Origin of the sequence: Micropruina sp., from assembly GCF_047602085.1 — a bacterium.
Taxonomy (GTDB): Bacteria; Actinomycetota; Actinomycetes; order Propionibacteriales; family Propionibacteriaceae; genus Micropruina.
Window position 1 is genome coordinate 103543 of the sequence record NZ_JASGID010000004.1, and the last position, 25698, is coordinate 129240.

The following is a 25698-nucleotide window of genomic DNA, read 5'->3' on the forward strand; positions in this document are numbered from 1 at the left end:
AGCGTCATGCGCCGATATGAGCTTTATGGCCCGCCCCGATGGCTGGCATAACTCTCGTCTCTGCGCGTCCGGAATGAACTGCGGCGCTGCCGCGACCCAATACGCGCGTTTCTCGGCGGGCGCGCCAAGCAGCCGCTGATCGTGGCCTTGATCGAGGCTCAGTCGGCGCCGAACTCCATGGCGCCATCGGCGGTCGCATCGTCGAGTTCGGACGGGAACGTGGTGGCGGTCAGTTCGGTGATGCCTCGGGCCTCGCCCGGCTGCAACTCGCCGACCAGCGACGACACCGCGCCGCCGACCAGCCCCAGGTGGGCGTACTGCTCCAGCCGGGTACGCGAGTCGGCGATGTCGAGGTTGCGCATGGTGAGTTGGCCGATCCGGTCAACCGGGCCGAAGGCGGCGTCGCCGACCCGCTCCATCGACAGCTTCTCGGGGTGGTACGACAGCGCGGGGCCGGAGGTGTCGATGATCGAGTAGTCGTCGCCCCGGCGCAGCCGCAGCGTCACCTCGCCGGTCACCGCCGAGCCGACCCAACGTTGCAGCGACTCGCGCAGCATCAGCGACTGCGGGTCAAGCCAGCGGCCCTCGTACATCAGCCGGCCCAACTTGCGGCCCTCGGCGTGGTAGTTGGCGACAGTGTCTTCGTTGTGGATCGCGTTCACCAGCCGCTCGTAGGCGATGTGCAGCAGCGCCATGCCAGGCGCCTCGTAGATGCCGCGGCTCTTGGCCTCGATGATCCGGTTCTCGATCTGGTCGGACATGCCCAGCCCGTGGCGCCCGCCGATCGCGTTGGCCTCCCGCACCAGCGCGACCGCGTCGGCGAAGGTGACGCCGTTGATGCTGACCGGGCGGCCCTGCTCGAAGGCGATCGTGACGTCTTCGGTGGCGATCTCGACCTCGCGATCCCAGAACCGCACCCCCATGATCGGATCGACCAACTCGATGCTGGCGTCGAGAGATTCCAGGTCTTTGGCCTCGTGGGTGGCGCCCCAAATGTTGGCGTCGGTGGAGTACGCCTTCTCTTTGGAGTCTCGGTAGGGCAGGCCCCGCTCGGCCAGCCACTGGCTCATCTCGGCGCGTCCGCCCAGTTCGCTGACGAAGTCGTGGTCGAGCCACGGCTTGTAGATGCGTAGCCGCGGGTTGGCCAGCAGCCCATAACGGTAGAACCGCTCGATGTCGTTGCCCTTGTAGGTGGAACCGTCGCCCCAGATCCAGACGTCATCGTCGCGCATCGCGCGCACCAGCATGGTGCCGGTGACGGCCCGTCCGATCGGGGTGGTGTTGAAGTAGGTCCGACCCGCCGAACGAATGTGAAAAGCGCCGCAGACCAAGGCCACCAGGCCCTCTTCCACCATCGCGGCGGTGCAGTCGACCATGCGGAAGATCTCGGCGCCGTAGTCGGCGGCACGCCCCGGCACCGAGTCGATGTCGGGCTCGTCGTACTGGCCAAGATTGGCTGTGTAGGTGCAGGGAACCGATCCCTTCTCGCGCATCCACGCCACGGCTACCGATGTGTCGAGGCCGCCGGAAAAGGCCAGCCCGACTCGTTCGCCGATGGGAAGTTGCGTAAGAACCTTGGGCATGCAGCCGATCCTAGGGGGCGTCGACGACCGGAATCGGCGGGGTCTCACCATGAGCGGCCAGCGACAGTCGTTCGAACTCCTCCAAGCCCAGAGGGGTCATCAACGAACGCAGCAGCGGAGTGCAGGCGGCCTGCATGCACAACTCGACCTCGGCGACCGGAATGCTGGGAAAAGTAACAGTGAGTGAGGCGAAGCCGTGCATTGAAGCCCACAGCGCGAGGGTGGTGAGCTGCAGGTTTATCTCAGGACGCACCAGGCCCCCTGCGATTCCGCACTGCAGATTGGCGATCGTCGCTCGCAGCGCCGGGTTGTCGCGGGTGCCGCCCCGCACCAGGCCGTCCTGGCGTGTACCCATGAACAGGATGTGGTACAGAGCCGGGTGCGCGACCGCCCAATGCAACAGGGCACTTCCCCGTTGCGCCAACTCGACAATCGGGCCCGTCGGCACGATGCCGGCCACGTCGGCATCGATGTGCTCGGCCAGCTTGGCGAACTCGGCATCACATGCCTGCCAGAGCAGTTCGTTCTTGGTCGGAAAATAGTAATAGAGGGCCGGCGGCGTACAGCCGACCCGGTCAACGACCGCGTCGATTGATACCGACGCCACATCGCCGGTGTCGATCAACAATTCGATGACCGTGTCAAGAATGTCCTGCCGCAGTTGCCCGCGTGGACGACGCGCCACTTCGTCCCCTTTGGTGCCTCAACGCCCGCCTGGGCGTCCGAAATTTTTCAACCGAAACCTAGCAGTTCCACACAAGAATCGCGTTGCGACACTTCGAATCCGGACGAGTGCACGCACCCCGCCGCGAACGGCTGTCGTGGCGGGGTGCTGCGCTCGCGCCAGGGATCAGGCATTGGCGCGCGCTGCCCGGTTGATCGCGCCGATGACTGCCTTCTGCGCGGCGGTCGCGATCGACTCGTGCATGCCGACGCCCCAGATGACCCGGGTGTCGTCGCCGTGACCGATCTCGGTCTCGACATAGGCGACCGCGACGGCGTCCGTGCCGGACGACAGGGCGTGCGAGGTGTAGTCGAGGACCCGCACCTCGTAGCCCAGGATGCTGACCGCGTCCGCGAAGGCGTCCAACGCACCGTTGCCCTCACCGGTCAGGGTCTTCTCCACGCCCTTCACCCGGACGTTGGCGGTCACCGTGTAGCGGCCACCGTTGCTGATGTCGGGAACGCTGACCAGTTCCAGCGGCTCGGTGTCCCCCAGATACTCGGCCGTGAAGTAGTTCCACAGCTGGTCGGGGGTGACTTCGCCGCCCTCTTCGTCCATGTGGTGCTGGACGACCCGGCTGAACTCCATCTGCAGCCGCCGGGGCAGCTCCATGTGGTGCTCGGACTTCATGATGTAGGCCATGCCGCCCTTGCCGGACTGGCTGTTCACCCGGATGACCGCCTCGTAGCTGCGTCCGACGTCGTGGGGGTCGATCGGCAGGTACGGCGCCTCCCAGGGGATCTCGTGAATCCCCTTGCCCTGCGCGGCGGCCTGGTTGGCCAGCGCCTCCAGCCCCTTCTTGATGGCGTCCTGGTGGGAGCCCGAGAAGGCGGTGTAGACCAGGTCGCCCGCGTATGGGTGGCGCGGGTGGACGGCCATGTTGGTGCAGTACTCGACGGTGCGACGGATCTCGTCGATGTCGGAGAAGTCGATCTTCGGGTCGATGCCTTGGCTGAACAGGTTCATGCCCAGGGTCACCAGGCACACGTTCCCCGTCCGCTCGCCGTGGCCGAACAGGCATCCTTCGACGCGGTCCGCGCCCGCCATGACACCCAGTTCGGTGGCCGCCACCGCTGTCCCCCGGTCGTTGTGGGGGTGCAGCGAGATCGCCACGTGTGCGCGGTTGCGGACGTGACGGGCGAAATACTCGATCTGATCGGCATAGGTGTTCGGAGTCGACCGTTCGACGGTCGCCGGCAGGTTCAGGATGATTTCGCGGCCCTCGGACGGTTGCCAGACGTCCATGACCGCATTGCACACCTCCACCGCATAATCGGTCGGAGTCTGGGTGAAGATCTCCGGGGAGTACTGGTAGCCGAACTCGACATCGCCCAGGTTCTGCTCGGCGTATTTCATCACCAGTTCGGTCCCCCGCGTGGCCAGCGCGATGCACTGTGCCTCGTCGATGCCGAATACCACCCGCCGGAACAGTTCCGCGGTCGCGTTGTACATGTGGATGGTCGCCCGCTGCGCCCCGATCAGGGACTGGGCGGTGCGTTCGATCAGATCCTCACGGGCTTGGGTGAGGACGCTGATGGTGACGTCGTCGGGGATGTGACCGCCGACGATCAGATCCCGGACGAAATCGAAATCGGTCTGCGAGGCCGACGGGAAACCGATCTCGATCTCCTTGTAACCCATCTTGACCAGCAGGTCGAACATCTTCCGCTTGCGGGACGGCGTCATCGGGTCGATCAGCGCCTGATTGCCGTCGCGCAGGTCGGTGGAGAGCCAGCGCGGCGCGGCGGTGATCTTCGTGCCCGGCCAGGTGCGATCGGGAAGATCCACGGGTACGAACGGGGTGTACCGGTCGAAGGGCATCGGGGACGGCTGTTGTACCGGCTTGGGCTGAACGCGCGTTCCGAATGGGTTGTCGGTGATGGTCATGATTCCTCGTGCGGTGCTCGGTGGGCTTCAGGCGCATGCGAAGTCTCCGCAACGAGGGGGGCCTGAGAACTAGATCGAGGCCTCGCTGCGGCAGCCAAGGATAAGGCTCACCGATGCCATACATGCATGATACCCACAGATCGCGCGCAGCGTCACTCGCAGTCTCACGACGAGGCCCGTGCAGTCTCACGACGAGGCCCGTGTCGCCACCAGCAGCGGCAGTCCTTGCGCGCCTGGTCAGTCGCTGACGTCTTCCTCCGGCTGGGTGTCGAGCGACGGCAACTCGTCCGACCCCCACACCCCGGAGGCCTCGTCGCCGCGCACTCTCAGACCGCTCGCCTCGGCACCCGTGCCAGGCAGGTACCCCCGGGCCTGGTCGCGCGACAGCCCGGTGAGCTGCAGTAGGTCGATGGCGATCGACCGCATCACCGACAGTAGGGCGCTGTGCCGCCAATCGGAGGGGAGGGACAACTCGGGTGCGCAATCAGCGGCCAGATCCTTGGCCCTGGTGCGGGCCTGCCACGGCGGGTACCAGTGCCGGATCGAGCCGGCCAAGGCGATGAACGTGGCCGCGGTGTCGTCCATGATCCTGGCGATGGACGGGTCGGGATCGGCCTCATCGACCACCCCGCGACACTGCCGCAGCAGCGTCTCGGCGGTGTGCACCGCCCGCGTGCTCAGGTCGAGCTGCCGGCCGAGTTCGTCGATCTGGGCGCGGTGGCGCCGCATCGTCGGGTTCAGCGACACGATCTGGGCCGACGACTTCCAGACCGTGACGGCGTCATCGAGCAGCCGCTCGACCCCGCGCAACTGGGCGTGGGCGTCGCGCAAGAACTCGATGTTGCCCACCCGCAACCCCGCGGCCAACATCGAAAAGACCTTCGCGAGTTCGGTCAACAGGCTGCCAACGTAGCGGCGTGGCCGGTTCAGCACGTCTCCGGGCAGCGCGACCGCCAGCAGCAGGGCCACGCCGGCGCCGACCAGGGCATCGATCAATCGGGACGGCCCCGCGCCCGTCATCTCGCTACCGAGCGTGCCCATGCCGATGACCACCATGGCGTTCACGCCAGCCTGAATCGTGAAGAGATCACCGCGATCGAGCAAGCGGGCGACCAGCGCGCCGATCAACAGGCCAAGGGCGAGTTGCCAGCCACCGGCACCCAGCGTGGTGAGGATCAACTCGCCCAGGCCTACTCCGATGGTGGCGCCAGCGCCGATCTCGAGCACCTTGCGCGGTACGCGGTTGTAGGTGAAGCCGAGGCAGATCCAGGCGGCGACGGGGGCAAAGAACGGGGTGGGGTGGCCCAGCAGATCGTGCGCGACGACGTAGGCGATCCACGCGGCCATACTGGCCACCAGCACCGGCACCAGTGAGCCGCGCATCCGCCGGAGGCCCTGGCGCAGGTGCAGCCCGAACAGCAGCATCCGGCGTCGGAAGTCGAGCCGGTTCCAGGCGTCCTCGGCCAGGGACGACACATTGGCCGCCAGCACAGCCGCCGGACGCCGCGCCGGGGTCTCGTGGTCCGGATCGGTCACTCTTGCCAGCTTAGTGCGCAAGCAGCGGCGCGCTCGGCCCACAATCAGGACATCGCCAACGCACAGACTGCGCACAGCAAAGGCGCACAGGCTCCATTGCATGACCAGCCCGCAGAGCACGCCGCAGCATCCACGTCCGGACGACTGGACCTGGCACTCCCCCGCGCAGCCCCCGGCCGGCAACCAGCCGGACCCCCAACAACCGTCGCCGTCGCAGCCGATGGCTGCCCCGGCACCGATCAGCCAGCCGCCGGTGAGTTCGCAGCCGTCCGTTGTCACCCCAGCTGTCACCCTTTCTCAGCCGGCCGCGCAGCCCACCGGGCATACCCCCGGCTATGCTTTCGGGCCCCCGCCATCCCCGCTTCCGGGGGCGGCCTACTCAGCGCCGTCCGTCACCGCAACCAGGTCGAAGCGCCCCCGGGCAGCCATGTTCGTGGCCTCCACCGCCATTGCGGCTCTGGTGGGTGCAGGGGCCGGAGTCGGTGGCTACGCCTGGCTGGGCGCTCAGACCACCAGCGCATCACCGGCGGTGAGCGCGGTGCCGGTGGCGCAACCATCCACCCTCGACGGCAGCATCACCGCGGCGGCCGACACCATCTCTCCGTCGGTGGTCACCATCACGGTGCGCTCGGGCAACAGCGGCAGCATCGGCAGCGGCGTGGTGCTCGACACCCAGGGTCACATTCTCACCAACGACCATGTGGTCAGCGAGACCGAGAGCAACACCGGCATGTCGCGCAGCACCGGCGGCGCCAGCAGCATCACCGTCACATTCGAAGACGGCAGCACGGCTGAGGCCTCGATCGTCGGCACGTCTGCCAACAACGACCTGGCCGTCATCAAGGTCAGCGGGGTGAGCGCCGACAAACTGAAGCCGGCCACCTTCGCGACCTCTGACTCAGTGGTGGTCGGGCAGTCCGTGGTGGCAGTCGGTGCGCCGCTGGGGTTGAGCGAGACCGTGACCAGCGGCATCGTGTCGGCCACGGCCCGTGCGGTTCGTTCGGGCACCACGGGCAACGCCGTGTACGAGGCGGTGCAGACCGATGCGGCGATCAACCCGGGCAACTCCGGCGGCCCGCTGGTGAACCTCAACGGTCAGGTGATCGGCATCAACGCCTCGGGCGCCACGCTGTCGAGCAGTTCGTCGGAGCAGTCCGGAAGCATCGGTTTGGGCTTCGCGATTCCGGCCGACGTTGCGGTGCGGGTGGCCAACGAGTTGATTGCCAACGGCAAGGCGTCCGATGCCTACCTGGGCATCAAGCTGCAGTCCGACGACTCCTCGACCGACACCACCTCCCAGGGCGTGACCCTGGCCGAGGTGACAGCCGACGGACCGGCCGCCAAAGCCGGTCTGCAAACCGGGGACGTGGTCACCTCGGTCGACGGCGTGAACACCACCACCGCCGACGGGCTGATCGCCGCGATCCGGTTCCACGCCCCGGGCAGCACCGTGACGATCAAGTATGAACGCGACGGCCAATCCGGCGAGGTCAAGGTGACCCTGGGCAGCAGCAGTTGAGGACGTACTGACTCAATGCGCCCACCGCTGGTTGAGCTTGTCGAAACCTCCTAGTGAGAGCAATCAAACCGAAGTCTCGACAAGCTCGACCAGCGAAGAATCAGCTCTTCCACAACAGATTCCGCAGGGGGCGCGGTCGGCTGGTCGCGGTCACAGCGCGAATCGCGAAAGGGTGCCGGCGTACTCCTTGGCTGGTGGCCTGGCGAATTCGAGCACCCGTGAGGTGCTCAGGCCTTGGTCGATCAGGCCCCGGACAGTGGCGACCCCGGCAGCGACACCGTCTACCACCGGTGCGCCCAGATCGTTCTGCAGCGTGGGCGCCAGCCCCGCGAAGCCGGCGCAGCCGAGCACGATGACGTCCGACCTGTCGCCGGCCAATGCCCGGCGGCAGGCTTCGAGCAGGCTGGCGTAGGTGGCCGGATCGGTATCGACCTCGAGCACCGGCAGATCGATGGCGTGGTACCCGGCGCAAGCCTGCGCCACGCCGAACTGCACCGCCAGATCCTGCGCCCGGCCGATCGTGCGAGCCAGCGTGGTGACCACGCTGAACGACCGGCCCAGATAGGCGGCGGTCCGCATGGCCGCTTCGGCCATGCCCACCACCGGGCCGTGCGCGATCTCGCGGGCGGCCAGCAGGCCGGGGTCGCCGAAGCAGGCCAGCACGTAGCCGTCCACCCCCTCGGCGTCGCCGGCCACGATCTCTTCGACGATGCCGGGAACGGCCAGTGCCTCGTCGTAGTGCGATTCGATCGAGGCCGGCCCCGAACCCGGGTTGACCGCCTGGACGATCACCCCGGGTGCGGCGACCCGCTCGGCCGCGCGGCCGATGGAGCGGGTCATCGACGCCGTGGTGTTGGGGTTGATCACACGGATCAGCATGCTCAGCCCTCGGAGACCGCCGCGGGCACTGGTTCTGCGGCACTCGGCGTGCCCGAGCCGGCAATGTTGGCCCGCTTGGCGAGGAAGTAGTACAGCACGAAGCCCACGCCGCAGCCGATGAACCAGCTGTAATCGCTGATCCAGCCCGCGACGCCCAGCAGCTTGGGCAGCACCACCGAGGCGATCGACAGCACGCCCGACCCGATCAGGGCCGTGATGGCCGTGACGTTGTAGCCGTCGGTGTAGTGGTACTCGCCCTTCGGATCCATGGTGAACAGGTCGTCGACCACGATCTTCTGCTTGCGAATCAAGTAGAAATCGGCGATCAGAATGCCGAACAGCGGGCCGATCAGGGCACCCAGCACACCGAGGGTGTAGTGAATCGCCTCGTCGTTGCTGTACCAGTTCCACGGCGTGAGCAGAATGGAGCCGACCGCGGCGATCATGCCGCCCACGCGCCAACTGATCTTCTGCGGATTCACATTGCTGAAGTCGAAGGCCGGCGAAATGAAGTTGGCCACGATATTGATCCCGACGGTGGCAATGGTGAAGGTCAGCGCACCCAGCACGATCGCGAAGGTGTTGTCGATGCGCGCGACTGTCTCGACCGGGTCGGTGAGCAGTTCGCCGAACACCGGGACAGTAGCGGCCGCGGTCAGCACGGTAAGCAGCGAGAACACCAGGAAGTTGACCGGCAGGCCCCAGAAATTGCCCTTCTCAACCTGCTTGAACGTGGTGACGTAGCGGCTGAAGTCACCGAAGTTGAGCATCGGACCCGAGAAGTACGAGACCACCAGAGCGGTCGCCGACACCATCGTGCCGACCACGGCCCAGCCGCTGAGTTCCTTGCCCGACAGGTTCAGGTTGACGTCGAAGCCAGCCTGCCACAGCAGGTAGCCGCACAGCACGAACATCACGACGTAGACGGCGGGGCCGCAGAAGTCGATGAATTTGCGAATCGAGTCCATGCCGCGCCAGAAGACGATCGCCTGGGCAACCCACAACACGCCGTACGAGACGTACCCAAGGGCTGAGAGGCCGAGGAAGCCATGAATCCGGACGTCGGCGAGCGGGGCCAGGTCGGGCCACAGCTTGAGCAGCACCACATTCAGCGACGCTGCGGCCAGGTAGGTCTGCACGCCGTACCAAGCCACGGCGATGGCGCCCCGGATGATCGCCGGAATATTGGCACCCTTGACGCCGAACGACAGGCGTGAGGCGACCGGGTACGGCACCGCGGCAGCCTGCGAGGGGCGGGCGACGAGATTGCAGAAGTACAACACGATGCAGATGCCGACGATCAGGCAGATGAAGACCTGCCAACTGGTCAGACCGAGCGCGAACAGGCTGCCGGCTGTGACGTACCCGCCGACGCTGTGCACGTCCGACATCCAGAACGCGAAGATGTTGTAGCTGTTCCAGGTCTGCTTGCCCAGAGGCGCCAGATCCTCGTTGGTAAGTTGCGGGTCGTAACCCGGCTTGATGATCGGGCCGCCCACCGCCGCAGCGGACACGTGCACGGGTTCGGGGTTGGTTTGTGTAGTTGCCATGGTGACACTCCCTGTTCGGGGGGACTCAGGTGGTGAACTTTGCCGGTCACGCTAGAAAGGGCGTGTTTCAGCGGATGCCTGCCCGCATTACACGAATGTGTCGGATGGGTATACCCGGGGGTACCCGTGAACCGACTTCGCCTTCGGGTCTGATCTGGCGCGTGCCTCTGCGCCTACTACCCCGCGGCCATCGGTTAAGGAAGCGCCGATTGCTCGTTGGTCGAGCCTGTCGAGACCTCGAACTACCCCGCGGCCATCGGTTAAGCAAGCGCCGATTGCTCGTTGGTCGAGCTTGTCGAGACCTCGAACGGAGCGCTCTTAGAAGGGGTTTCGACACGCGCAACCAGCGGTGGTCGAGCTTGTCGAAAATACATGCCTGAGCCGTATATCTGAGGTCTCGCCAAGCTCGACCAACGACCAATCAGCGCTTCCTCAACATGCCACTCCGTCGAAGGCCTCCAGCAACCAGGTACACACTCGGTGCAGATGCTCCCCGGCAGTCCTCTGCAAGGACTCCACGTCGCCGGCCGCGAAGGCGCTCGCCATCGCCTCGTGGTCGCCGTGCAGATGCTCGATTCTGGCCAGTGGCAGCCGCAGCATCGGACGGGTCGTGCCCGTCGCGTTCGCCGCGTCACGGATCAACCGGCACAGCCGGGGCATGTCACAGGCAGCCACCAGCGCCTCATGAAAAGCGCGACCCTCCAGATCCCAGCCGGCGACGTCGCCCAGCTTCAGGGCGATCCGCTGCTGGGCCAGGCTTTCGCTGACCGCAGCCTGATGCGCCTGGTCCGCCAACAGCGCCGACGCCCCCAGTGCCGCCGCCTCGAGCGCCCGCCTGATCGTATACAACTCGACGAACTCGTCACGGCTCAGGGCGTGCACGATGTACCCACCGCGATGATTGTGGCTGATCAGCCCCTCACCGAGCAGCGTCTTCAGTGCCTCACGCACCGGGGTTCGACTCACCCCGAAGGCCCTCGCGAGTGAGTCCAGCGGCAGCAGCGTGCCCGGCTTCACCCGACCAGACACCAGCACCCGGCGCAATTCGGTCAGCACCTCCTCCTGGCTGGTGCCGGACGGCCGCAACTGCGCCACGAGGGCGGCGGTCGAACGCACCCGGGGAGACATTCAGCTCCCTCGGCGCAACAACTGACCAGACGGCTCGGCCAGGTCGAAGCCGTCGAAAATCGTCTTTCCACCGATCATGGTGCGGCGCACGCTGCCCGACAGCACCCGCCCGGTGTAGGCGGTGAGCTTGTTGCGGTGGGCCAGCCGTCCGCCGTCGATGCAGATCGCCCGCCCCGGTTCGTACCAGATCAGGTCGGCATCGGCACCTGCCTCGAGCCGTCCCTTACCGGGCAGACCGGCCACCCGGGCCGGGCCGGCCGACATCCATTCGCTGACCCGCTCAATGCCGATGCCCCGCTCGGCTGCCGCGTCGACCATTGACGGGAACGTCACCTGGAGGCTGCTCACCCCGCCCCAGGCCTGGGCCAGGTCACCGCCGCCTTTGGTCTTCTCTTCCACCGTCGATGGTGAATGGTCGCTCACCACGCAGTCGAGCACCCCAGCAATCAGGCCCTGCCAGAGCTCGCGCTGGTTGCCGGGGTCACGGATTGGTGGGCAGCATTTGTATTCGGATGCCCCGTCGGGCACGGCGTCGCTGTCGAAGATCAGGTAGTGAGGGCAGGTTTCGGCGGTCAGCGGCAGCCCCTCGGCCTTGGCCTGCGCAATCGGTTCCAGGGCCTGTGCGCTGGAGACGTGCAGAATATGGGCCCGAGTGCCGTGTCGGCGCACCTGCTCGATCACGGTCTGCACCGCCCGCACCTCGGCCTCGTGCGGACGGGACCGGAGGAAGTCGGCATAGCGCCGGCTCGACCAGGGCGGGATCGAGCCGAGCACGTCGGGGTCTTCGGCGTGCACGATCATCAGCCCCCCGAACGACGCCACCTCGGCCATCGCGCGGCCGAAGTCGGCACCGAGCAGCGGCGGAAACTCGGGCACGCCCGAATCGACCAGAAAGCACTTGAAACCACAGACCCCCTGGGCCCACAGCTCCTCCAGTTGCCCCAGGTTTTCCGGCACCGCGCCACCCCACAGCCCGACGTCGACGAACAACTGTCCGGCGGTCACGGCCCGCTTCACCGCCAGCGCATCGGTGGTGGTGGTTGGTGGAATGGAGTTCAACGGCATGTCAACGATCGTGGCGATGCCCCCGTAGGCGGCCGCCTCGGTGGCCGACGCGAAGCCCTCCCAGGCGGTTCGGCCCGGTTCGTTGACGTGCACGTGGCAGTCGACGTTGGCGGGCAGCAGGATCGCCTCGTCGGGCACGTTCACCACCAAGGCACCCGTGCTGGCATGCCCCGGATCCATCTGCGCGGCCGCATCGCGGGCCAAGGCCGCGGCATATTCGACACCGGTGCGCACCGCGACGATCGTGCCGGTCTCGGTGTCGACCTCGACACCCGCCGGCACCAACTGCGAACCGACCAGGGTGCGCTCGGCGCGAAAGATCTTACGCATGGGGTCTCCGCTCGCCGGTCAGCACGCTGCGCACCGCCGCGGTGAACGCCTCCACCGCCAGCCGCACGTCCGACATCGTCACCGCTTCAGTCGGGGCGTGCGAGATGCCGTCCTCGCAGCGGACGAACAGCATGCCGATGTCGGTGAGGTCGGCCATCACCATCGCGTCGTGCCCGGCCCGGCTGTACAGGCTGGGCACCTCGCCTAACCGGTCGACCCGGGAGATCGCCGCCTCGACCGCCGCCATCAGGTCGGGCGCGCAGGTCACCGCACGTGCCCGGTGTTCCTCCACCCAACTGAACTGCAGGTTGCGCAGCCGGCAGTTGCTCGTGACGGTGTCGAGAATCTCTGCCCAGCCGTCGTCGCGCTCCCGGTCGGTCTCGGCCCGCAGGTCGAGGCTGAACTCGGCGCGTCCCGGCACCACGTTCACCGCTCCCGGGTAGGCGTGCATGGCTCCGACGGTGGCGATGATGCCGCGTCTCTTGGCGATCGACTCAATCGCGAGCACCGCCTGGCTGGCGCCCACCAGGGCGTCCTTTCGCCGGTCGTACGGTGTGCCACCGGAGTGCCTGGCCTCGCCGGTCACCGTGAGCGCGAACCGGCGGGCGCCGGCGATCGAGGTGACCACGCCCAACGGTCGGCCCATGGCCTCGAGCAGCGGACCCTGCTCGATGTGTGCCTCCAGGTAGGCCACCACCTGTTCGGGACGCAGTGCCGCCTCGGTGACCCGGTTGGGGTCGAGGCCGAAGTCGCGAAACGCCTGCCGCAGAGTGGTTCCGCGTTGATCGGTCTGGTCCAGCCATTCGGGCTTCCAGTTGCCGGCAACCGGGTTGCTGCCCAGCAACGCACTACCGAACCGGGTGCCCTCTTCGTCGCTGAACGCGTACACCTCCAGCGCGCAGGGCATCATCGGCATGACCTCGCGAAGCAGCTCGACGGTTTCGATGGCGATCATCACGCCGAGCGGGCCGTCGTAGCGGCCAGCGTCCGGCACCGTGTCGATGTGTGAACCCAGGACCACCGCTGGAAGCCGCGCCTCGCGACCCTCGATGCGGCCGACCAGGTTGCCGGCGGCATCGATGCGGGTGGCCAGGCCGGCACCCCGCATCCACTGCCCGACCAGATTATTGGCCATCCGATGCTGCGGCGTCAGGTGCAGTCGCTGGATGCGTCCCCGCACCTCGGTGATCGCGGCGAGTTCGTCGCAGCGGTCGTAGGCCCGTCGTCCGGCGGCCTCGAACACCGCTGCCTGCAGCCGAGCCGAGGTGGCACTGGGCCCGTACGCCTCTGACCTCACTGCGCGTACACCTCCTTGGCGGCGCCGACCCCGGCACCGGGCGTCGGGTTGGTGCCGGCGGCGCGGAGCACCTGCTCAAGCGCTGCCAAGGTGAGCAGCACCGTGTCGTGCCGGGCGTTGTACCCCATCACGCCGACGCGCCAGACCCGTCCGTGCAGGGGGCCGAACGAGGTGCCGATCTCGATCGCGAAGTCGTGGAGCAGCCCCGAGCGCACGGCGTCGCCGTTCACACCCTCGGGTATGTGCACGGCGATCACGTTGTGCATGCGGTGGCTCTGGTCGCCGAACAGGCGCAGGCCGAGCGCGACCAGGCCCTCGGTCATGGCGCGACCGTGCAGCGCGTGCCGGGCGACGGCGCCGGGCAGGCTCTCGTCGACCAGCAACCGGGCGCATTCGCGGGCCGCGTAGAGCATCGAGGTGGCCTCGGTGTGATGGTTCAGCCGGCGCGGCCCCCAGTAGTCGAGGATCATGCCCAGGTCGAAGTAGTTGGACGCGATCCGGGTGCCGTGCTCCTCGTCATCGCGTTCGCGAATGCCGGCCTCGATGTGCCGGCGGGCCTGAATCACGTCGACCGCGGCGTCCGACAGGCTGATCGGAGCGCTGCCGGACGGCCCGCCCAGGCACTTCTGCAGGCCGGCGGAGGCGGCGTCCAAGCCCCAGTCGTCCATGACGAATTCATTGCCGCCCAGCGAGGCGGTGACGTCGGAATAGAGCAGCACGCCGCGATCGGCGCACAGGGCACCCAGCTCGGCCAGCGGCTGGCACATCGTGGTGGAGGTATCGCCCTGCACCATGGCCAGCACCTTGGGCCGGACCGCATCGAGGGCGGCCTCGATCTCGTCGGCACCGAACACGGTGCCCCACTCACGTTCGATGGTGTGCACCTCGGCACCGGTGCGCGCGGCAATCTCAGCGAGCAGGTGGCCGAAGCGTCCGAACACCGGCACCAGCACCCGGTCGCCCGGTTCGAGCAGCGACACCAGCACTGCCTCGATACCGGCCCGCGAGGTGCCGTCAACGAGTAGCGTCGCCTCGTTGGCGGTGCGGAAGACGCCGCGGTACAGCCGCTGCGTCTCGGCCATGTAGTCGGTCATCGCCGGGTCGTACTGCCCGACCAACCCGGCCGACATGGCCCGCAGCACCCGCGGGTCGGCATTGATCGGGCCGGGGCCCATCAGCAGCCGGTGAGGCGGGTGGATCGGCAGTGCGGTGGCACGCCCAGGCGCTTCCGGCCCGGTTGCCGTCAGGGACGTCGGCACGACGCACCTCCTTCGCTCGCGGAAACCATCGTTCCGGCATCGTGGTGGCGCATCATTGCAGCCGTGTTACATGCCCGTTTCCGCTGCGCTGGCGCAGGCGTCGTCCGTCCACATCGGGGTGGGGACGGAGCGGCTGGGTACGCTATCGTGCAAGGCATTTGGTCCGACCAACCTACCAATCTGACGATGGTTGTGCCACTTGTCGGGCGGCCCGCGGCGGTTCGGAACAGAGAGGAGCCGACGATGCAGCTCACCGTGCAACGGCCGCGGACGATCAGCGGTGACGTGGCCGCCCGGCTCGAGAAGCACATCGCCGAAGACCTGGCTCCCGGCGACCGGCTGCCGCCCGAACGCGAACTCTGCACCGCCTTCGGCGTGTCACGGGCCACCCTGCGTGAGGCGCTGCGCGCACTGGAGGACCGCCGGCTGATCGAGCGCCGACCAGGGCGAGGCACAGTGGTTCTGGCAGCGTCCGAAACACCCCTGCAACTGAACTTCGCCGCATTCGGCGACCAGGTCGACGACCACGTGGGCCAGGTGTCCGAACTGCGGCGCATAGTCGAGCCGCAAGTGGCCGAACTGGCCGCCCGCCGGGCCACTGATCTCGATCTCGCTGCCCTCGACGCGATCCTGCGCGAAAGCCATGCCGGGCTGACCGCGGAGGAGTCCCTGCGGCTCGACGTCGAGTTTCACCGCAGGCTCGCGGTGGCCACCGGCAATCCGCTACTGGTCGGGGTGTGCGAGGCGATGAACAACCTGGTGCACGAGGTGCGACTGCGTTCGCACTGGGCACGCGAGGGCCGGCGCAACTCGATCGAGGGCCACCGGCGGCTGTACACGGCACTCGCCGCCCACGATCCGGCCGCTGCCCGCGCCGTCATGGACGCCCATCTTGCCGAGGTGGGCGAACTGATAGACAAGCTGGACGAATTGCCGCGTTCCGAACCGGAGACCCGATGACCACGTGCATGACCGGCCCCGTGCTGCAGCGCGGCGAGGGTGAGATCGAGGGCAACCACTACCTGCCCGCAACGGTGGACGAACTGTTCTGGGGCCACCTGCCCTGCGCGACGGACGCCCCGGTGCTCAGCGTGGCCTCCGGCGAGACGGTGACCGTCGACACCGTGTCGCACGAGGGCCTGCTGGCCGACCAGGGCCGAGACCCAGTGAGTTTCTTCGGAGGCCACGGGGTCGCTGCCGAGCAGGTGCTGGCCGAGGCGGTCGAGTTGACCGCCTCGGGGCGTCCGCACACGCTGGGCCCGGACGGCCCGCACGTGGTTACCGGGCCGGTCGAGGTGCGCGGCGCGCGACCCGGCGACCTGCTCGCGGTGACCGTGCAACGGCTCGATCGCCGGGTGCCCTACGGGGTGATCTCAAACCGGCACGGACGCGGCGCATTGCCCGGTGAGCTGCCGGCCGGCCCCGGCACGGTGAGTGTCTTCTGCCCGGTGCGCAGCGACGCCGGCGGCGACTTCGGTGTGCTACCGCTGGTCGAGGGCGGCCCGGACGCGGTGCGATTTCCGCTGTCGCCGTTCCTGGGCATCATGGGGGTCGCGGCAGCCGGTGCGCAGCGTCCGCATTCGGTGCCGCCGGGCCCGCACGGCGGCAACATCGACATCAATCTGCTGGTCGAGGGTTCGACGCTGTATCTGCCGGTGCAAGTGCCGGGGGCCGGTTTCTACACCGGCGACCCGCACTTCGCCCAGGGCGACGGCGAGGTATCGCTGACCGCCCTGGAGGCGTCGCTGCGGGCCACGCTGCGGCTGGAGGTGGTGCCGGCGGCCGAGGCGTCCGAGCGGTTCGGCGAGCTGGCCGGGCCGCTGGCCGAGACGTCGGAGTATCTGGTGCCGACCGGAATGGACCCCGACCTCGACGTGGCGATGGCGAACTGCGTACGGGCGGCACTGGCGCTGTTGCAGGCCCGCTACGGCATGGACCGACACCTGGCCTATGCGTACCTGAGCGCGGCCACCGACTTCGACATCTCTCAGGTAGTCGACCTGGTGAAGGGTGTGCACGCCAGGATCAGGAAGGCGGACTTCGGTGGCTGATCCGCAGGTCGAGCGTGTCGAGACCCCGCCAACCCCACCGCAGGTCGAGCGTGTCGAGACCCCGCCAACCCCACCGCAGGTCGAGCGTGTCGAGACCCCGCCAACCCCACCGCAGGTCGAGCGTGTCGAGACCCCGCCAACCCCACCGCAGGTCGAGCGTGTCGAGACCCCGCCAACCCCACCGCAGGTCGAGCGTGTCGAGACCCCGCCAACCCCACCGCTGGTCGAGCTTGTCGAGACCCTGCGCGGGATGGCTCCCGACGCACCGTCCGGACTGCTCGAAGCGTTCGCCGACTACGAGTTGGCCCTGGGATCCGACGACCTTGCGGCGATGGACGAGCTGTTCGTCGACTCGCCGTCGACCCTGCGCGGCGACCCGGGCGGGTTACTGGTCGGGCATGAGTCCATTCACGACTTTCGTGCGGTGCGACGCGGCGCCCCGCCGCGCACGCTGGCTGAGGTGCGGGTGTACCCCCTTGCCCCCGACGCCGCCGCCGTGGTGGCGGTGACTGCACCGGCGCGTGGCGGACGGGGGCTGCAGACCCAGGTGTGGCAGCGTGGCAGCGACGACGCGTGGCGGGTGCTGACCGCTCATGTCGCCCCTCCCCCGCCCACCTTCGACCGTGCGGTGTGGCGGGTGGCCGGCGACCCGCTGGCCGGGGCTTTGGGCTGTGGCCCGCTCGACGGCGAGACGGTTGCCGTCAAAGACCTGTTCGCCGTGGCCGGCTACCCGATTGGTGCCGGCGTGCCAGCATTTCTGGCCGAGGCGACACCCGAATCGGCCGACAGCGCGGCCGTTGCGCGGTTGCGGATGGCCGGGGCTGCCGTCGCGGGGATCGCCCGCACCGATCAGTTTGCCTACAGCCTGGCTGGCGACAATCCGCACTACGGCACCCCGGTGAACCCGGTGGTGCCGGGCGGGTTGCCAGGTGGGTCGTCCAGCGGCTCCGCGACCGCCGTGTCGCTGGGCGCCGCCTCGATCGGACTGGCTACTGACACCGGCGGCTCGGTTCGCGTACCGGCGAGCTATCAGAGCTTGTGGGGGTGGCGTTCCACGCACGGTTCGGTTTCTTCCCAGGGGCTGTTGCCGCTGGCGCCCGACTTCGACACCGTTGGGGTGCTGACGCGCACCCCGGCATTGCTGCGGCGGGCGGCGTCGGTGCTGCTGGCCGATGCGGCGGCTGGTGCGGTCGGCGGCCTCGCCGTGGCGTCCGTGCTGCCTGCACTACAGACCGGGGTGGCTGACGCGTTCGAGGGCTGGTGTGTGACCCGCGACGCCGATTTCGGCGTGGTGCAACTGCCAGACCTGTCGGCAGCCGCCGAGGCGTTCAGAGTGCACCAGGCCTTTCAGGCTTGGCAGGTGCACGGCGCCTGGGTACAGGCCCATCCGGGTGCCCTGAAGGGGGCGGCCGGCCAGCGCTTCGAGGCCGCCGCGGCGATAACCGCCGCCGACGACGCCCAGGCTCGCACCACGTTGCTGCGGCTGCGGGCCGCCCTCGACGCCGCGCTGGTCGACACGGTGCTAGTGCTGCCCTCGGCCGCCGGCCCGGCCCCGAAGCTGTGGGCCTCGCCGGCCGATGTGGACGCCCACCGCCAGGCCACTTTCCGGCTCACCTGCATCGCCGGCATCACCGGACGTCCTGCGGTCGCCGTGCCCGCCCTGACCCTGCCGGACGGCCCGGTCGGGGTCTGCCTGGTGGGCCCGCGAGGCTCGGACCTGGCCCTGATCGAGCTGGCCGCGTTGCTGGCCGGATAAGAGCTCCCGCCAGTAGGCCATGCCTGCTACGCGACGCCCCGGTGGCGCCTCGCAGCGTTGTCGTCGCTCGACCGGCCACCGGCCCGACTCCCTCCTCCGACTTGCGAAGCATCCACCGGATGCGCCGCCCGCGACGGCAGCGCCTACTGGCGGAATCTCTCAAGGAGCCTCGCTCCCCCGATCAGCGGCGTCGACACGTGATTCCATCCGTTGGGGAAGATCGATCGCCGGCCCTTTCTGGGCCCGCCGAGAAATGTGCGTATTGATCTGCGTCAGTGGTGCGGATCATCCCCGCCGCGCCGAAATGGGCGTTATGGCCTCCCACTGCGGGCTGTATAACGATCGTCTCGGCGCACGGGGCTGGGCCTGCGGCGCCGGCCGGCGCCATAACCCACGAATCGCCGCGGGCGCCCTGCCTGGCACGATCGACACCTGCCCGGTGCACCAGCGCCACCCCGGCCGGAACTGCCCTGCCCGCTGCGCCTCGGCTCGCGACAACCGACGGTGTCGGCATCACCGCCGATAGAACCCGCTCGCAGCCACCCGCCCGCTCGTGTTACCGACACGCATCCAACCCGCGGAGCCTCTCAGTATCGATTCATAGGTCGGCGCCTCGTTTGGGCAGCCATGCCCGCAACGCCTCTTGCTCAGAAGCCCAGCCGGTTGAGGTATTTGGCGTTGCGTTGCCAGTCTTTGAGCACCTTGACCTTGAGGTCGAGATGCACCGGGGTGCCCAGCAGGGCGGACAGTTGGGCGCGGGCGGCCGTCCCGATGTCGCGCAGCACCGAGCCCTTGTGGCCGATCACAATGCCCTTCTGCGAGTCGCGCTCCACCACCAGCGAGGCGAACACGTCGAGCAACGGACGGTCCTCGGGTCGTCCTTCGCGCAGCCCGAGCTCATCGATGGTGACCGTGATCGAGTGTGGCAGTTCGTCGCGCACCTTCTCGAGCGCCGCCTCACGGATCAGTTCGGCGATCAGGGTTTCGGTCGGCTCGTCGGTCGCATCTCCCTCAGGGTAGTAGGCGGGCCCCTCGGGCAACTGGGCGATCAGCACGTCGGCGACCAGGTCTACCTGGTCGTTGGTCAGCGCCGAGGTTGGCACGATCTCGGCCCAGGTGATGCCGTGCGTCTGCTCGAGCGAAGCGATCCGCAGCAGATGCTCGGCCATGCGTTCGCGGCTGACCAAGTCTGATTTGGTGGCCAGCGCCACCAGGGTCGGGCGCTTGGGCAGTTTCGCGATCTCGGCCACCAAATACTCATCGCCTGGGCCGATGCGCTGGTTGGACGGCAGGCACACACCGATCACATCCACCTCGGCCCAGGTGGCATAGACCAGGTCGTTGAGCCGCTCACCCAACAGCGTTCGCGGGCGGTGCAGGCCGGGGGTGTCGATGATCACCAACTGCGCGTCGGCACGGGTGACGATGCCGCGCACCGCGTGCCGGGTGGTCTGCGGCCGCGACGACGCGATCGCCACCTTCTGCCCGACGATGGCGTTGGTCAGGGTGGACTTGCCGGCGTTGGGGCGTCCGACGAAGCAGGCGAAGCCGGAACGATGCATCAACTGGCCCGCCTCGCCGAATCGGATGCCAGTTGCGTCGCGGCCTTCACCCCGGCATCTACCGGATCGGCCTCCGTCTCTTCGACCAGCGAGGCAAGCACGGTGAGAATGTTGTTGCGCCGACCGATGCCGCGTTCGGCCACCAACTGGATGCCTTCCCACTCGATTACCGAACCTGGAATCGGCACCTTGTTGAGTTCTTTGCCCATCAGGCCGAGCACCGTGTCGACGTCGTCGTCGTCGACCTTGAGCCCGAAAAGTTCGCCCAGGTCGTCCACACCCAGGCGCGCCGAGACCCGGAACCGGTTGGGGCCGATCTCGACCGCAGGCGGCAGTTCCTGGTCGTGCTCGTCGACGATCTCGCCGACGATCTCTTCGAGAATGTCCTCGATGGTGGCGAGGCCGGCGGTGCCGCCGAACTCGTCGACCACGATCACCACATGCGAGCGGGTGAGCTGCATTTCGCGCAGCAGCTCGTCGACCGGCTTGGAGTCGGGGCAGAACGTCGGCTTGCGCATCAGCGACTCGACGGTTTCAGTGGCCTGGGCACGCGGATTGTCGTACATGCGGCGGATCGCATCTTTGAGGTAGAGCACGCCGCAGATGTCGTCGAGGTCGTCGCCGATCACCGGAATACGGCTGAAACCCGACCGAAGCGCCAGCGAAACCGCTTGTCGCACGGTTTTGCTGTGTTCGATGTAGACCATCTGGGTGCGCGGCACCATCACCTCTTTGACGATCGTGTCGCCCAGGTCGAAGACCGAGTGAATCATCTTGCGTTCGCCGGCCTCAATCACGTCGGACGCCTCGGCGAAGTCGACCAGCTCACGCAACTCGGCCTCGGAGCTGAACGGTCCGTCGGCGAACCCCTTGCCGGGGGTGAGGGCGTTGCCGATCAGGATCATCACCTGCGGAATCGGGCCGAGCACCGTGGTCAGCATCGCCAGCGGGCGGGCATAGGCGAGCGCGACGGCGTCCGCGTTCTGGCGGCCCAAGGTGCGCGGGGCGACGCCGAGCAGGATGAACGAGACCAGCACCATGATGCCGACGGAGTAGAGCACGCGCTCCCAGGTGGCCTCGAAGCGTCCGAACACGAACAGGGTGACCATCACGATGGCCACGATCTCGGCGAGAATGCGCATGAACAACAGGGTGTTCAGCGTCGGAGCAGGATCTTGAGTGATCTGCACCAGGGTCTGGGCCCCGCCACGCCCCTCGTCGAGCAGGCGATGCGCCCGGCTCTTCGAGAACGATTGCAGGGCTGCTTCACCGGCCACCAGCAAGGCGGCCACCAGCGCAGAAGCGGTGGCGACGGCCAACTCGAACCATTCGATGTCGGTCAACAGGGTTTCATCACTCGTTTCACGCAACGGCTTGTCGAGCCTGCAGTCTACGGCAGCCACCTCGGCTGAACCACCGGGGACGGTTCTCGCTGGTTCAGGGGACGGTTCTCGCTGGTTCAGGGGACGCGGTTCAGGGGACGGTTCCCGCCGGTTCAGAGGACGCGGTTCAGGGGACGGTTCCCGCCGGTTCAGAGGACGCGGTTCAGGGGACGGTTCCCGCCGGTTCAGAGGACGCGGTTCAAGGAACGGTTCCCGCCGGTTCAAGGAACGGTTCCCGCCGGTTCAAGGAACCGTCCCGAGAACCATCCGGATGAACCGTTCGGAACCGTCCCCTGAACCGTCCGGAACCGTCCCCTGAACCGCGGAACCGTCCCCGATCGCGGGATCCTCATCGATCCGGACGGCCCGGGCGTGAGACGCCCGGGCCGTTATAGTCGACATGACTATAATTACCGAATGAATTCGACTTCTCCCTCGAAGAGGGCGGCAACAGCAGCGCTCTTCGCGCTTGCCATCGGCAGTTTCGGGATCGGCATGACGGAGTTCGTCGTGATGGGCCTGCTGCCCGACCTGGCCAGGAACCTGCTGCCCAACACCTGGGCGTCCAGCACCGAGGATGCGATCGCACAGGCCGGCACACTGATCTCGCTGTACGCCCTGGGCGTGGTCATCGGCGCACCCACGATCGCCGGCTCGGTGGCGAGGTTTCCGCGGCACCGGGTGATGATCGCGCTGGCCCTCGCCTTGACCGTCTTCAATGCACTCACCTTCGTGGCCCCGAGCTTCGAATGGGTGGCGGCCTCGCGGCTGCTGGCCGGGCTGCCGCACGGAGCCTACTTCGGCATTGGCGCACTGGTTGCCGCCGACATACTCGGCCCCGGACGCCGCGCGCAGGGCGTTGCCTACGTGCTCGTCGGGTTGACCGTCGCGAACGTCGTGGGCGTGCCGGTGGGCACCTTTCTGGGCCAGCACTACGGGTGGCGCACCACCTTCATGGTGGTGACCGGCATCTTCGCCATCGCAACCGCCTGCATTGCGGCCTTCGTGCCGCACCACGAGGGCAGCCCCGAGCGGACCCTGCGCGCCGAACTACAGGTCTTTCGCATCGGCCAGGTCTGGCTGACGCTGGCGATCGGCGCCATCGGCTTCGGCGGCTTCTTCGCCGTGAACAGCTACGTCGCCCCGATGATCACCGAGATCGCCCACGGCCCGAGCTGGGCAGTTCCGCTGCTGCTGGTGGTCAGCGGCATCGGCATGACCATCGGCAACCTGGCTGGCGGGCGCCTGGCCGATCGTGAACTGCGCCGCACCATGCTGGGGGCGTTCCTGGGCAGCGCCATGGTGCTGGCCTTGATCGGCCTGCTGGCCCAGTGGCTGATCATGCTGGCCGTGCTGCTCTTCGCGCTCAACTTCGTCGGCTCGATTCTGGCGCCCACGATTCAGACCCGGCTGATGGACGTGGCACAAGACAACCAGTCGATTGCCGCAGCTCTGAATCACTCGGCACTCAACATCGGCAACAGCCTCGGCGCCTTCTTCGGCGGTGCCGTGATCGCCGCCGGCTGGGGCTTCGTCGCACCGGCGTGGGTGGGGGTCGCAATGGCGCTGGTCGGACTGGCGCTGGGCGCGGTCGGGTTCGCAATCAACCGCCACGCGCCGGCGCTCGAGCCGGTGGCCTGCTGACTTCCCCGTCGCCGCGGTGCCGGCTCAACCCAGGACGTCGACGCGCCGCGCCTTCCAGCCGGCGATGATCCGGTCGTTGAGGTCGAACATGACCTTCTTCTCATCCGGCTCGGCATGATCATGGCCGAGCAGGTGCAGCAGCCCGTGAATCAGCAGATAGTCGGCCTCTTCGTCGGGGGTGCGGTTCGACGCGGCCGCCTGCGCGGCGGTCACCGAGGGGCACAGGACGATGTCGCCCAGCATGCCCAGCGGCGGCTCCTCGCCGTCTTTGGGCGGGCGCAGCTCGTCCATCGGGAAGCTGAGCACGTCGGTCGGGCCGGGCTCGTCCATGTACTTCTCGTGGTAAGCGGCCATGGTCGGCTCGTCGACCAGCAGCACCGACAGCTCGGCCTGCGGGTGAATGCGCAAGGCGTCCAGGGCGAACAGGGCAAGCGCCACCAGGCGCTGCTCGTCGACGGGGACACTCGACTCGTTGTTGATCTCGACGCTCAACTCAGCGGTCTTTCTTCTTGGGGTCGCGGTCGATGGACTCGAACCGGTCGTAGGCGGCCACGATGCGGCCGACCAGCTTGTGCCGCACCACGTCGTGGTTGGTCAGTTGACAAAAAGCGATGTCGTCGACGCCATCCAGGATGCCCTGCACCATGCGCAGCCCCGAGCGAGTGCCGGTGGGCAGGTCGACCTGCGTGACGTCGCCGGTGACCACGACCTTCGACCCAAAACCCAGCCGGGTCAGGAACATCTTCATCTGCTCCATCGAGGTGTTCTGAGCCTCGTCGAGAATGATGAACGCGTCGTTGAGCGTCCGGCCACGCATGTAGGCCAGCGGCGCCACCTCGATGGTGCCCGCCGTGAGCAGCCGGGGCACCGACTCGGGGTCGACCATGTCGTGCAGGGCGTCGTACAGCGGCCGCAGGTACGGGTCGATCTTGTCGGTCAGCGTGCCGGGCAGAAAGCCGAGCCGCTCGCCGGCCTCGATCGCCGGCCGAGTGAGAATGATCCGGTTCACCTCTTTGGCCTGCAGCGCCTGCACCGCCTTGGCCATGGCGAGGTAGGTCTTGCCGGTGCCGGCCGGGCCGATACCGAAGACCACCGTGTGGGCGTCGATGGCGTCGACGTAGCGCTTCTGGTTCAGCGTCTTGGGGCGAATGGTGCGCCCGCGGGTGCTGAGAATGTTCTGGGTGAGCACCTCGGCCGGACGCAGCGTCTCGGCTTGCAGGGCGGTCATGCCGACCACCCGCTCGACGGCGTCGGCGGTGAGCCCCTGGCCGGTGCGCACGATCGTGATCAGCTCGGTCAACACCTCGGAGGCCACCGTGACATCGGCGGGATCGCCAGTGAAGGTGACCTCGTTGCCCCGCACGTGCACATCGGCGGTGAGTTCGCGCTCGAGAATGCGCAGAAACTCATCGCCCGGGCCGAGCACGCTGACCATGTTCACCGACGCGGGTACGGTGATCCGGCGCACGCCTGTTGGCTGGGTCACCTCACTGTCGGCTTTTCGCATGGTCCTCCTCGAGTCGAACGTTCGAATCCTAGCCCGGTGTCGCGGCACCCCGCGCGCGGGGTGCCGCTCCCCCCTCGGCGCCCGCACCTACTCCGTCCAGGCGGTAGGCCGCGGCCGGGAGTCCTGCAGCGGTGCGGCGGCGACGCTCGGCTGCGACGGCCACGCCGACACGTGTCCGGCCCGGATTCGGCCAACCCGGGTGCTGCCCTGGGCAAGCGCTGAACTTTCGCTGGTCGAGCTTGCCGAGACCTCGAACGGACTGCTCTCACGAGGGGTTTCGATAAGCCCAATCAGTGGTGGACGCGTTGATCAGCGCTTCCGTAGGCTCGCGGTGTGAGCGCCACGCCCTCCCCGCTGCCCTCGACCATCGCAGCGCGGGTGGAACACGAAATCGTGATCAAGAAGTCCCGGTTCATCGCAACCCTGGTCCCGGTGCGCAGCGTGGCCGCGGCGGATGCCGAAATCGCCGCGCTGCGCAAACGGCACTGGGACGCCGGTCACAACTGCACGGCACTGGTGGTGGGCACACAGGCCGATCAGCAACGCTCCAGCGATGACGGCGAGCCCGCCGGCACCGCGGGCGTCCCAATGCTTGAGGTGCTGCGGCACCGCCACCTCACCGACCTGGTCGCCGTGGTCACCCGCTACTTCGGCGGCGTCCTGCTGGGCGCCGGCGGCCTGGTCCGGGCCTACTCCGGCGCGGTCGCCGAAGCGCTCGACCGGTCGCAGCTCGTCCGTCGCGAGAGGCTGACCGAGGTGACCCTGGACGTCCCCCACGCCGAGGCCGGACGGCTCGACAACTGGCTGCGGGAGTGGGCCGCAAGCCACGGGTCGGTCTGGCAGGAACCGGTCTGGACGACCATGGTGCGCTTCCAGTTGCTGGTTCCGCCGTCCGCACTGCAGGCCCTGATCGACGATGCCGCGGCCTTCTCCGCCGGCGGGCTGGTGCCGATCGCGGGGAACAGCCGCGTCACCGATGTTCCTGGGTGACAGTGGTCGACCCGCCCGCTGCTGATCGGGCTTGTCTCGATCGAACCGC

Annotated in this window: 20 protein-coding genes; 6 read left to right on the forward strand and 14 right to left on the reverse strand. The window is 67.8% G+C overall.

All coding sequences use genetic code 11. The features are described from left to right. Nucleotides 1-158 precede the first annotated feature (158 nt). The 4 genes from argG to QM721_RS06935 form a co-directional block, all read right to left on the reverse strand. A complete protein-coding gene (argG, locus tag QM721_RS06920; protein ID WP_415120347.1) occupies nt 159-1583 on the reverse strand; it encodes an argininosuccinate synthase in 1425 nt (474 codons plus the stop codon). A gap of 10 nt (nt 1584-1593) precedes the next feature. Further along, on the reverse strand, nt 1594-2268 hold the full coding sequence (locus tag QM721_RS06925) for a TetR/AcrR family transcriptional regulator (RefSeq protein WP_415120349.1): 675 nt from the start codon (nt 2266-2268) through the stop codon (nt 1594-1596). Between the two features lie 165 nt (nt 2269-2433). Continuing rightward, nucleotides 2434-4194 (reverse strand): 2-isopropylmalate synthase, encoded by a 1761-nt coding sequence (gene leuA, locus QM721_RS06930; protein WP_415120351.1) that lies wholly within the window; start codon nt 4192-4194, stop codon nt 2434-2436. 237 nt (nt 4195-4431) lie between these two features. Beyond that, nucleotides 4432-5730, reverse strand: a complete 1299-nt coding sequence (locus tag QM721_RS06935; protein WP_415120353.1) for an FUSC family protein — start codon at nt 5728-5730, stop codon at nt 4432-4434. A 100-nt stretch (nt 5731-5830) separates the two neighbouring features. On the opposite strand from QM721_RS06935, the gene QM721_RS06940 reads away from it, so the two are divergent. Then, nucleotides 5831-7249 carry a trypsin-like peptidase domain-containing protein gene (locus tag QM721_RS06940; protein WP_415120355.1) on the forward strand — a complete coding sequence of 473 codons (1419 nt, stop codon included), beginning with the start codon at nt 5831-5833 and terminating at the stop codon, nt 7247-7249. A 150-nt stretch (nt 7250-7399) separates the two neighbouring features. On the opposite strand, the gene QM721_RS06945 is transcribed toward QM721_RS06940, so the two are convergent. From QM721_RS06945 to QM721_RS06970, 6 genes are all read right to left on the reverse strand, one after another. Further along, nucleotides 7400-8128, reverse strand: coding sequence for an aspartate/glutamate racemase family protein (locus tag QM721_RS06945; RefSeq protein WP_415120357.1), 729 nt, complete (start codon nt 8126-8128; stop codon nt 7400-7402). Nucleotides 8129-8130: 2 nt separating this feature from the next. Beyond that, nucleotides 8131-9678: an NCS1 family nucleobase:cation symporter-1 gene (locus tag QM721_RS06950; protein ID WP_415120359.1), complete on the reverse strand. Its 1548-nt coding sequence runs from the start codon at nt 9676-9678 to the stop codon at nt 8131-8133. Nucleotides 9679-10110: 432 nt separating this feature from the next. Further along, entirely contained in the window at nt 10111-10806 is a 696-nt protein-coding gene (locus QM721_RS06955; protein ID WP_415120361.1) for a GntR family transcriptional regulator, read from the reverse strand. Then, nucleotides 10807-12201, reverse strand: a complete 1395-nt coding sequence (allB, locus tag QM721_RS06960; RefSeq protein WP_415120363.1) for an allantoinase AllB — start codon at nt 12199-12201, stop codon at nt 10807-10809. It abuts the gene before it with no gap. Then, nucleotides 12194-13498, reverse strand: a complete 1305-nt coding sequence (locus QM721_RS06965; protein ID WP_415120365.1) for an allantoate amidohydrolase — start codon at nt 13496-13498, stop codon at nt 12194-12196. The genes allB and QM721_RS06965 overlap by 8 nt, the downstream gene beginning before the upstream one ends. Continuing rightward, nucleotides 13495-14757, reverse strand: a complete 1263-nt coding sequence (locus tag QM721_RS06970) for a pyridoxal-phosphate-dependent aminotransferase family protein (protein ID WP_415120367.1) — start codon at nt 14755-14757, stop codon at nt 13495-13497. Before QM721_RS06970 ends, QM721_RS06965 begins: the two co-directional genes overlap by 4 nt. A gap of 243 nt (nt 14758-15000) precedes the next feature. Here QM721_RS06970 and QM721_RS06975 point away from each other — a divergent pair, with 243 nt between their 5' ends. From QM721_RS06975 to QM721_RS06985, 3 genes are read left to right on the forward strand one after another with little or no spacing between them, the layout of a single operon-like run. Next, nucleotides 15001-15717 (forward strand): FadR/GntR family transcriptional regulator, encoded by a 717-nt coding sequence (locus tag QM721_RS06975; protein ID WP_415120369.1) that lies wholly within the window; start codon nt 15001-15003, stop codon nt 15715-15717. Next, the gene (locus QM721_RS06980) at nt 15714-16808 is read left to right on the forward strand and encodes an acetamidase/formamidase family protein (protein ID WP_415120371.1); all 1095 of its coding nucleotides are present in this window, start codon (nt 15714-15716) and stop codon (nt 16806-16808) included. The genes QM721_RS06975 and QM721_RS06980 overlap by 4 nt, the downstream gene beginning before the upstream one ends. After that, nucleotides 16801-18564, forward strand: a complete 1764-nt coding sequence (locus QM721_RS06985) for an AtzH-like domain-containing protein (RefSeq protein ID WP_415120373.1) — start codon at nt 16801-16803, stop codon at nt 18562-18564. Before QM721_RS06980 ends, QM721_RS06985 begins: the two co-directional genes overlap by 8 nt. Before the next feature lie 647 nt (nt 18565-19211). Here the strand turns inward: QM721_RS06985 and era are convergent. Further along, a complete protein-coding gene (era, locus tag QM721_RS06990; RefSeq protein WP_415120374.1) occupies nt 19212-20126 on the reverse strand; it encodes a GTPase Era in 915 nt (304 codons plus the stop codon). After that, on the reverse strand, nt 20126-21469 hold the full coding sequence (locus QM721_RS06995) for a hemolysin family protein (protein WP_415120375.1): 1344 nt from the start codon (nt 21467-21469) through the stop codon (nt 20126-20128). The genes era and QM721_RS06995 overlap by 1 nt, the downstream gene beginning before the upstream one ends. Nucleotides 21470-21925: 456 nt before the next feature. On the opposite strand from QM721_RS06995, the gene QM721_RS07000 reads away from it, so the two are divergent. After that, complete coding sequence (locus QM721_RS07000) at nt 21926-23152, forward strand: MFS transporter (protein ID WP_415120377.1); 1227 nt, start codon at nt 21926-21928, stop codon at nt 23150-23152. A 24-nt stretch (nt 23153-23176) separates the two neighbouring features. On the opposite strand, the gene ybeY is transcribed toward QM721_RS07000, so the two are convergent. Both ybeY and QM721_RS07010 read right to left on the reverse strand, forming a co-directional pair. Beyond that, nucleotides 23177-23644, reverse strand: coding sequence for an rRNA maturation RNase YbeY (gene ybeY, locus QM721_RS07005; RefSeq protein ID WP_415120379.1), 468 nt, complete (start codon nt 23642-23644; stop codon nt 23177-23179). A gap of 1 nt (nt 23645) precedes the next feature. Next, a complete protein-coding gene (locus tag QM721_RS07010; RefSeq protein WP_415121028.1) occupies nt 23646-24587 on the reverse strand; it encodes a PhoH family protein in 942 nt (313 codons plus the stop codon). Between the two features lie 405 nt (nt 24588-24992). Between QM721_RS07010 and QM721_RS07015 the strand changes: the two genes are divergently transcribed. Further along, a complete protein-coding gene (locus QM721_RS07015) occupies nt 24993-25649 on the forward strand; it encodes a YigZ family protein (protein ID WP_415120381.1) in 657 nt (218 codons plus the stop codon). The last annotated feature ends 49 nt before the right edge of the window (nt 25650-25698 follow it).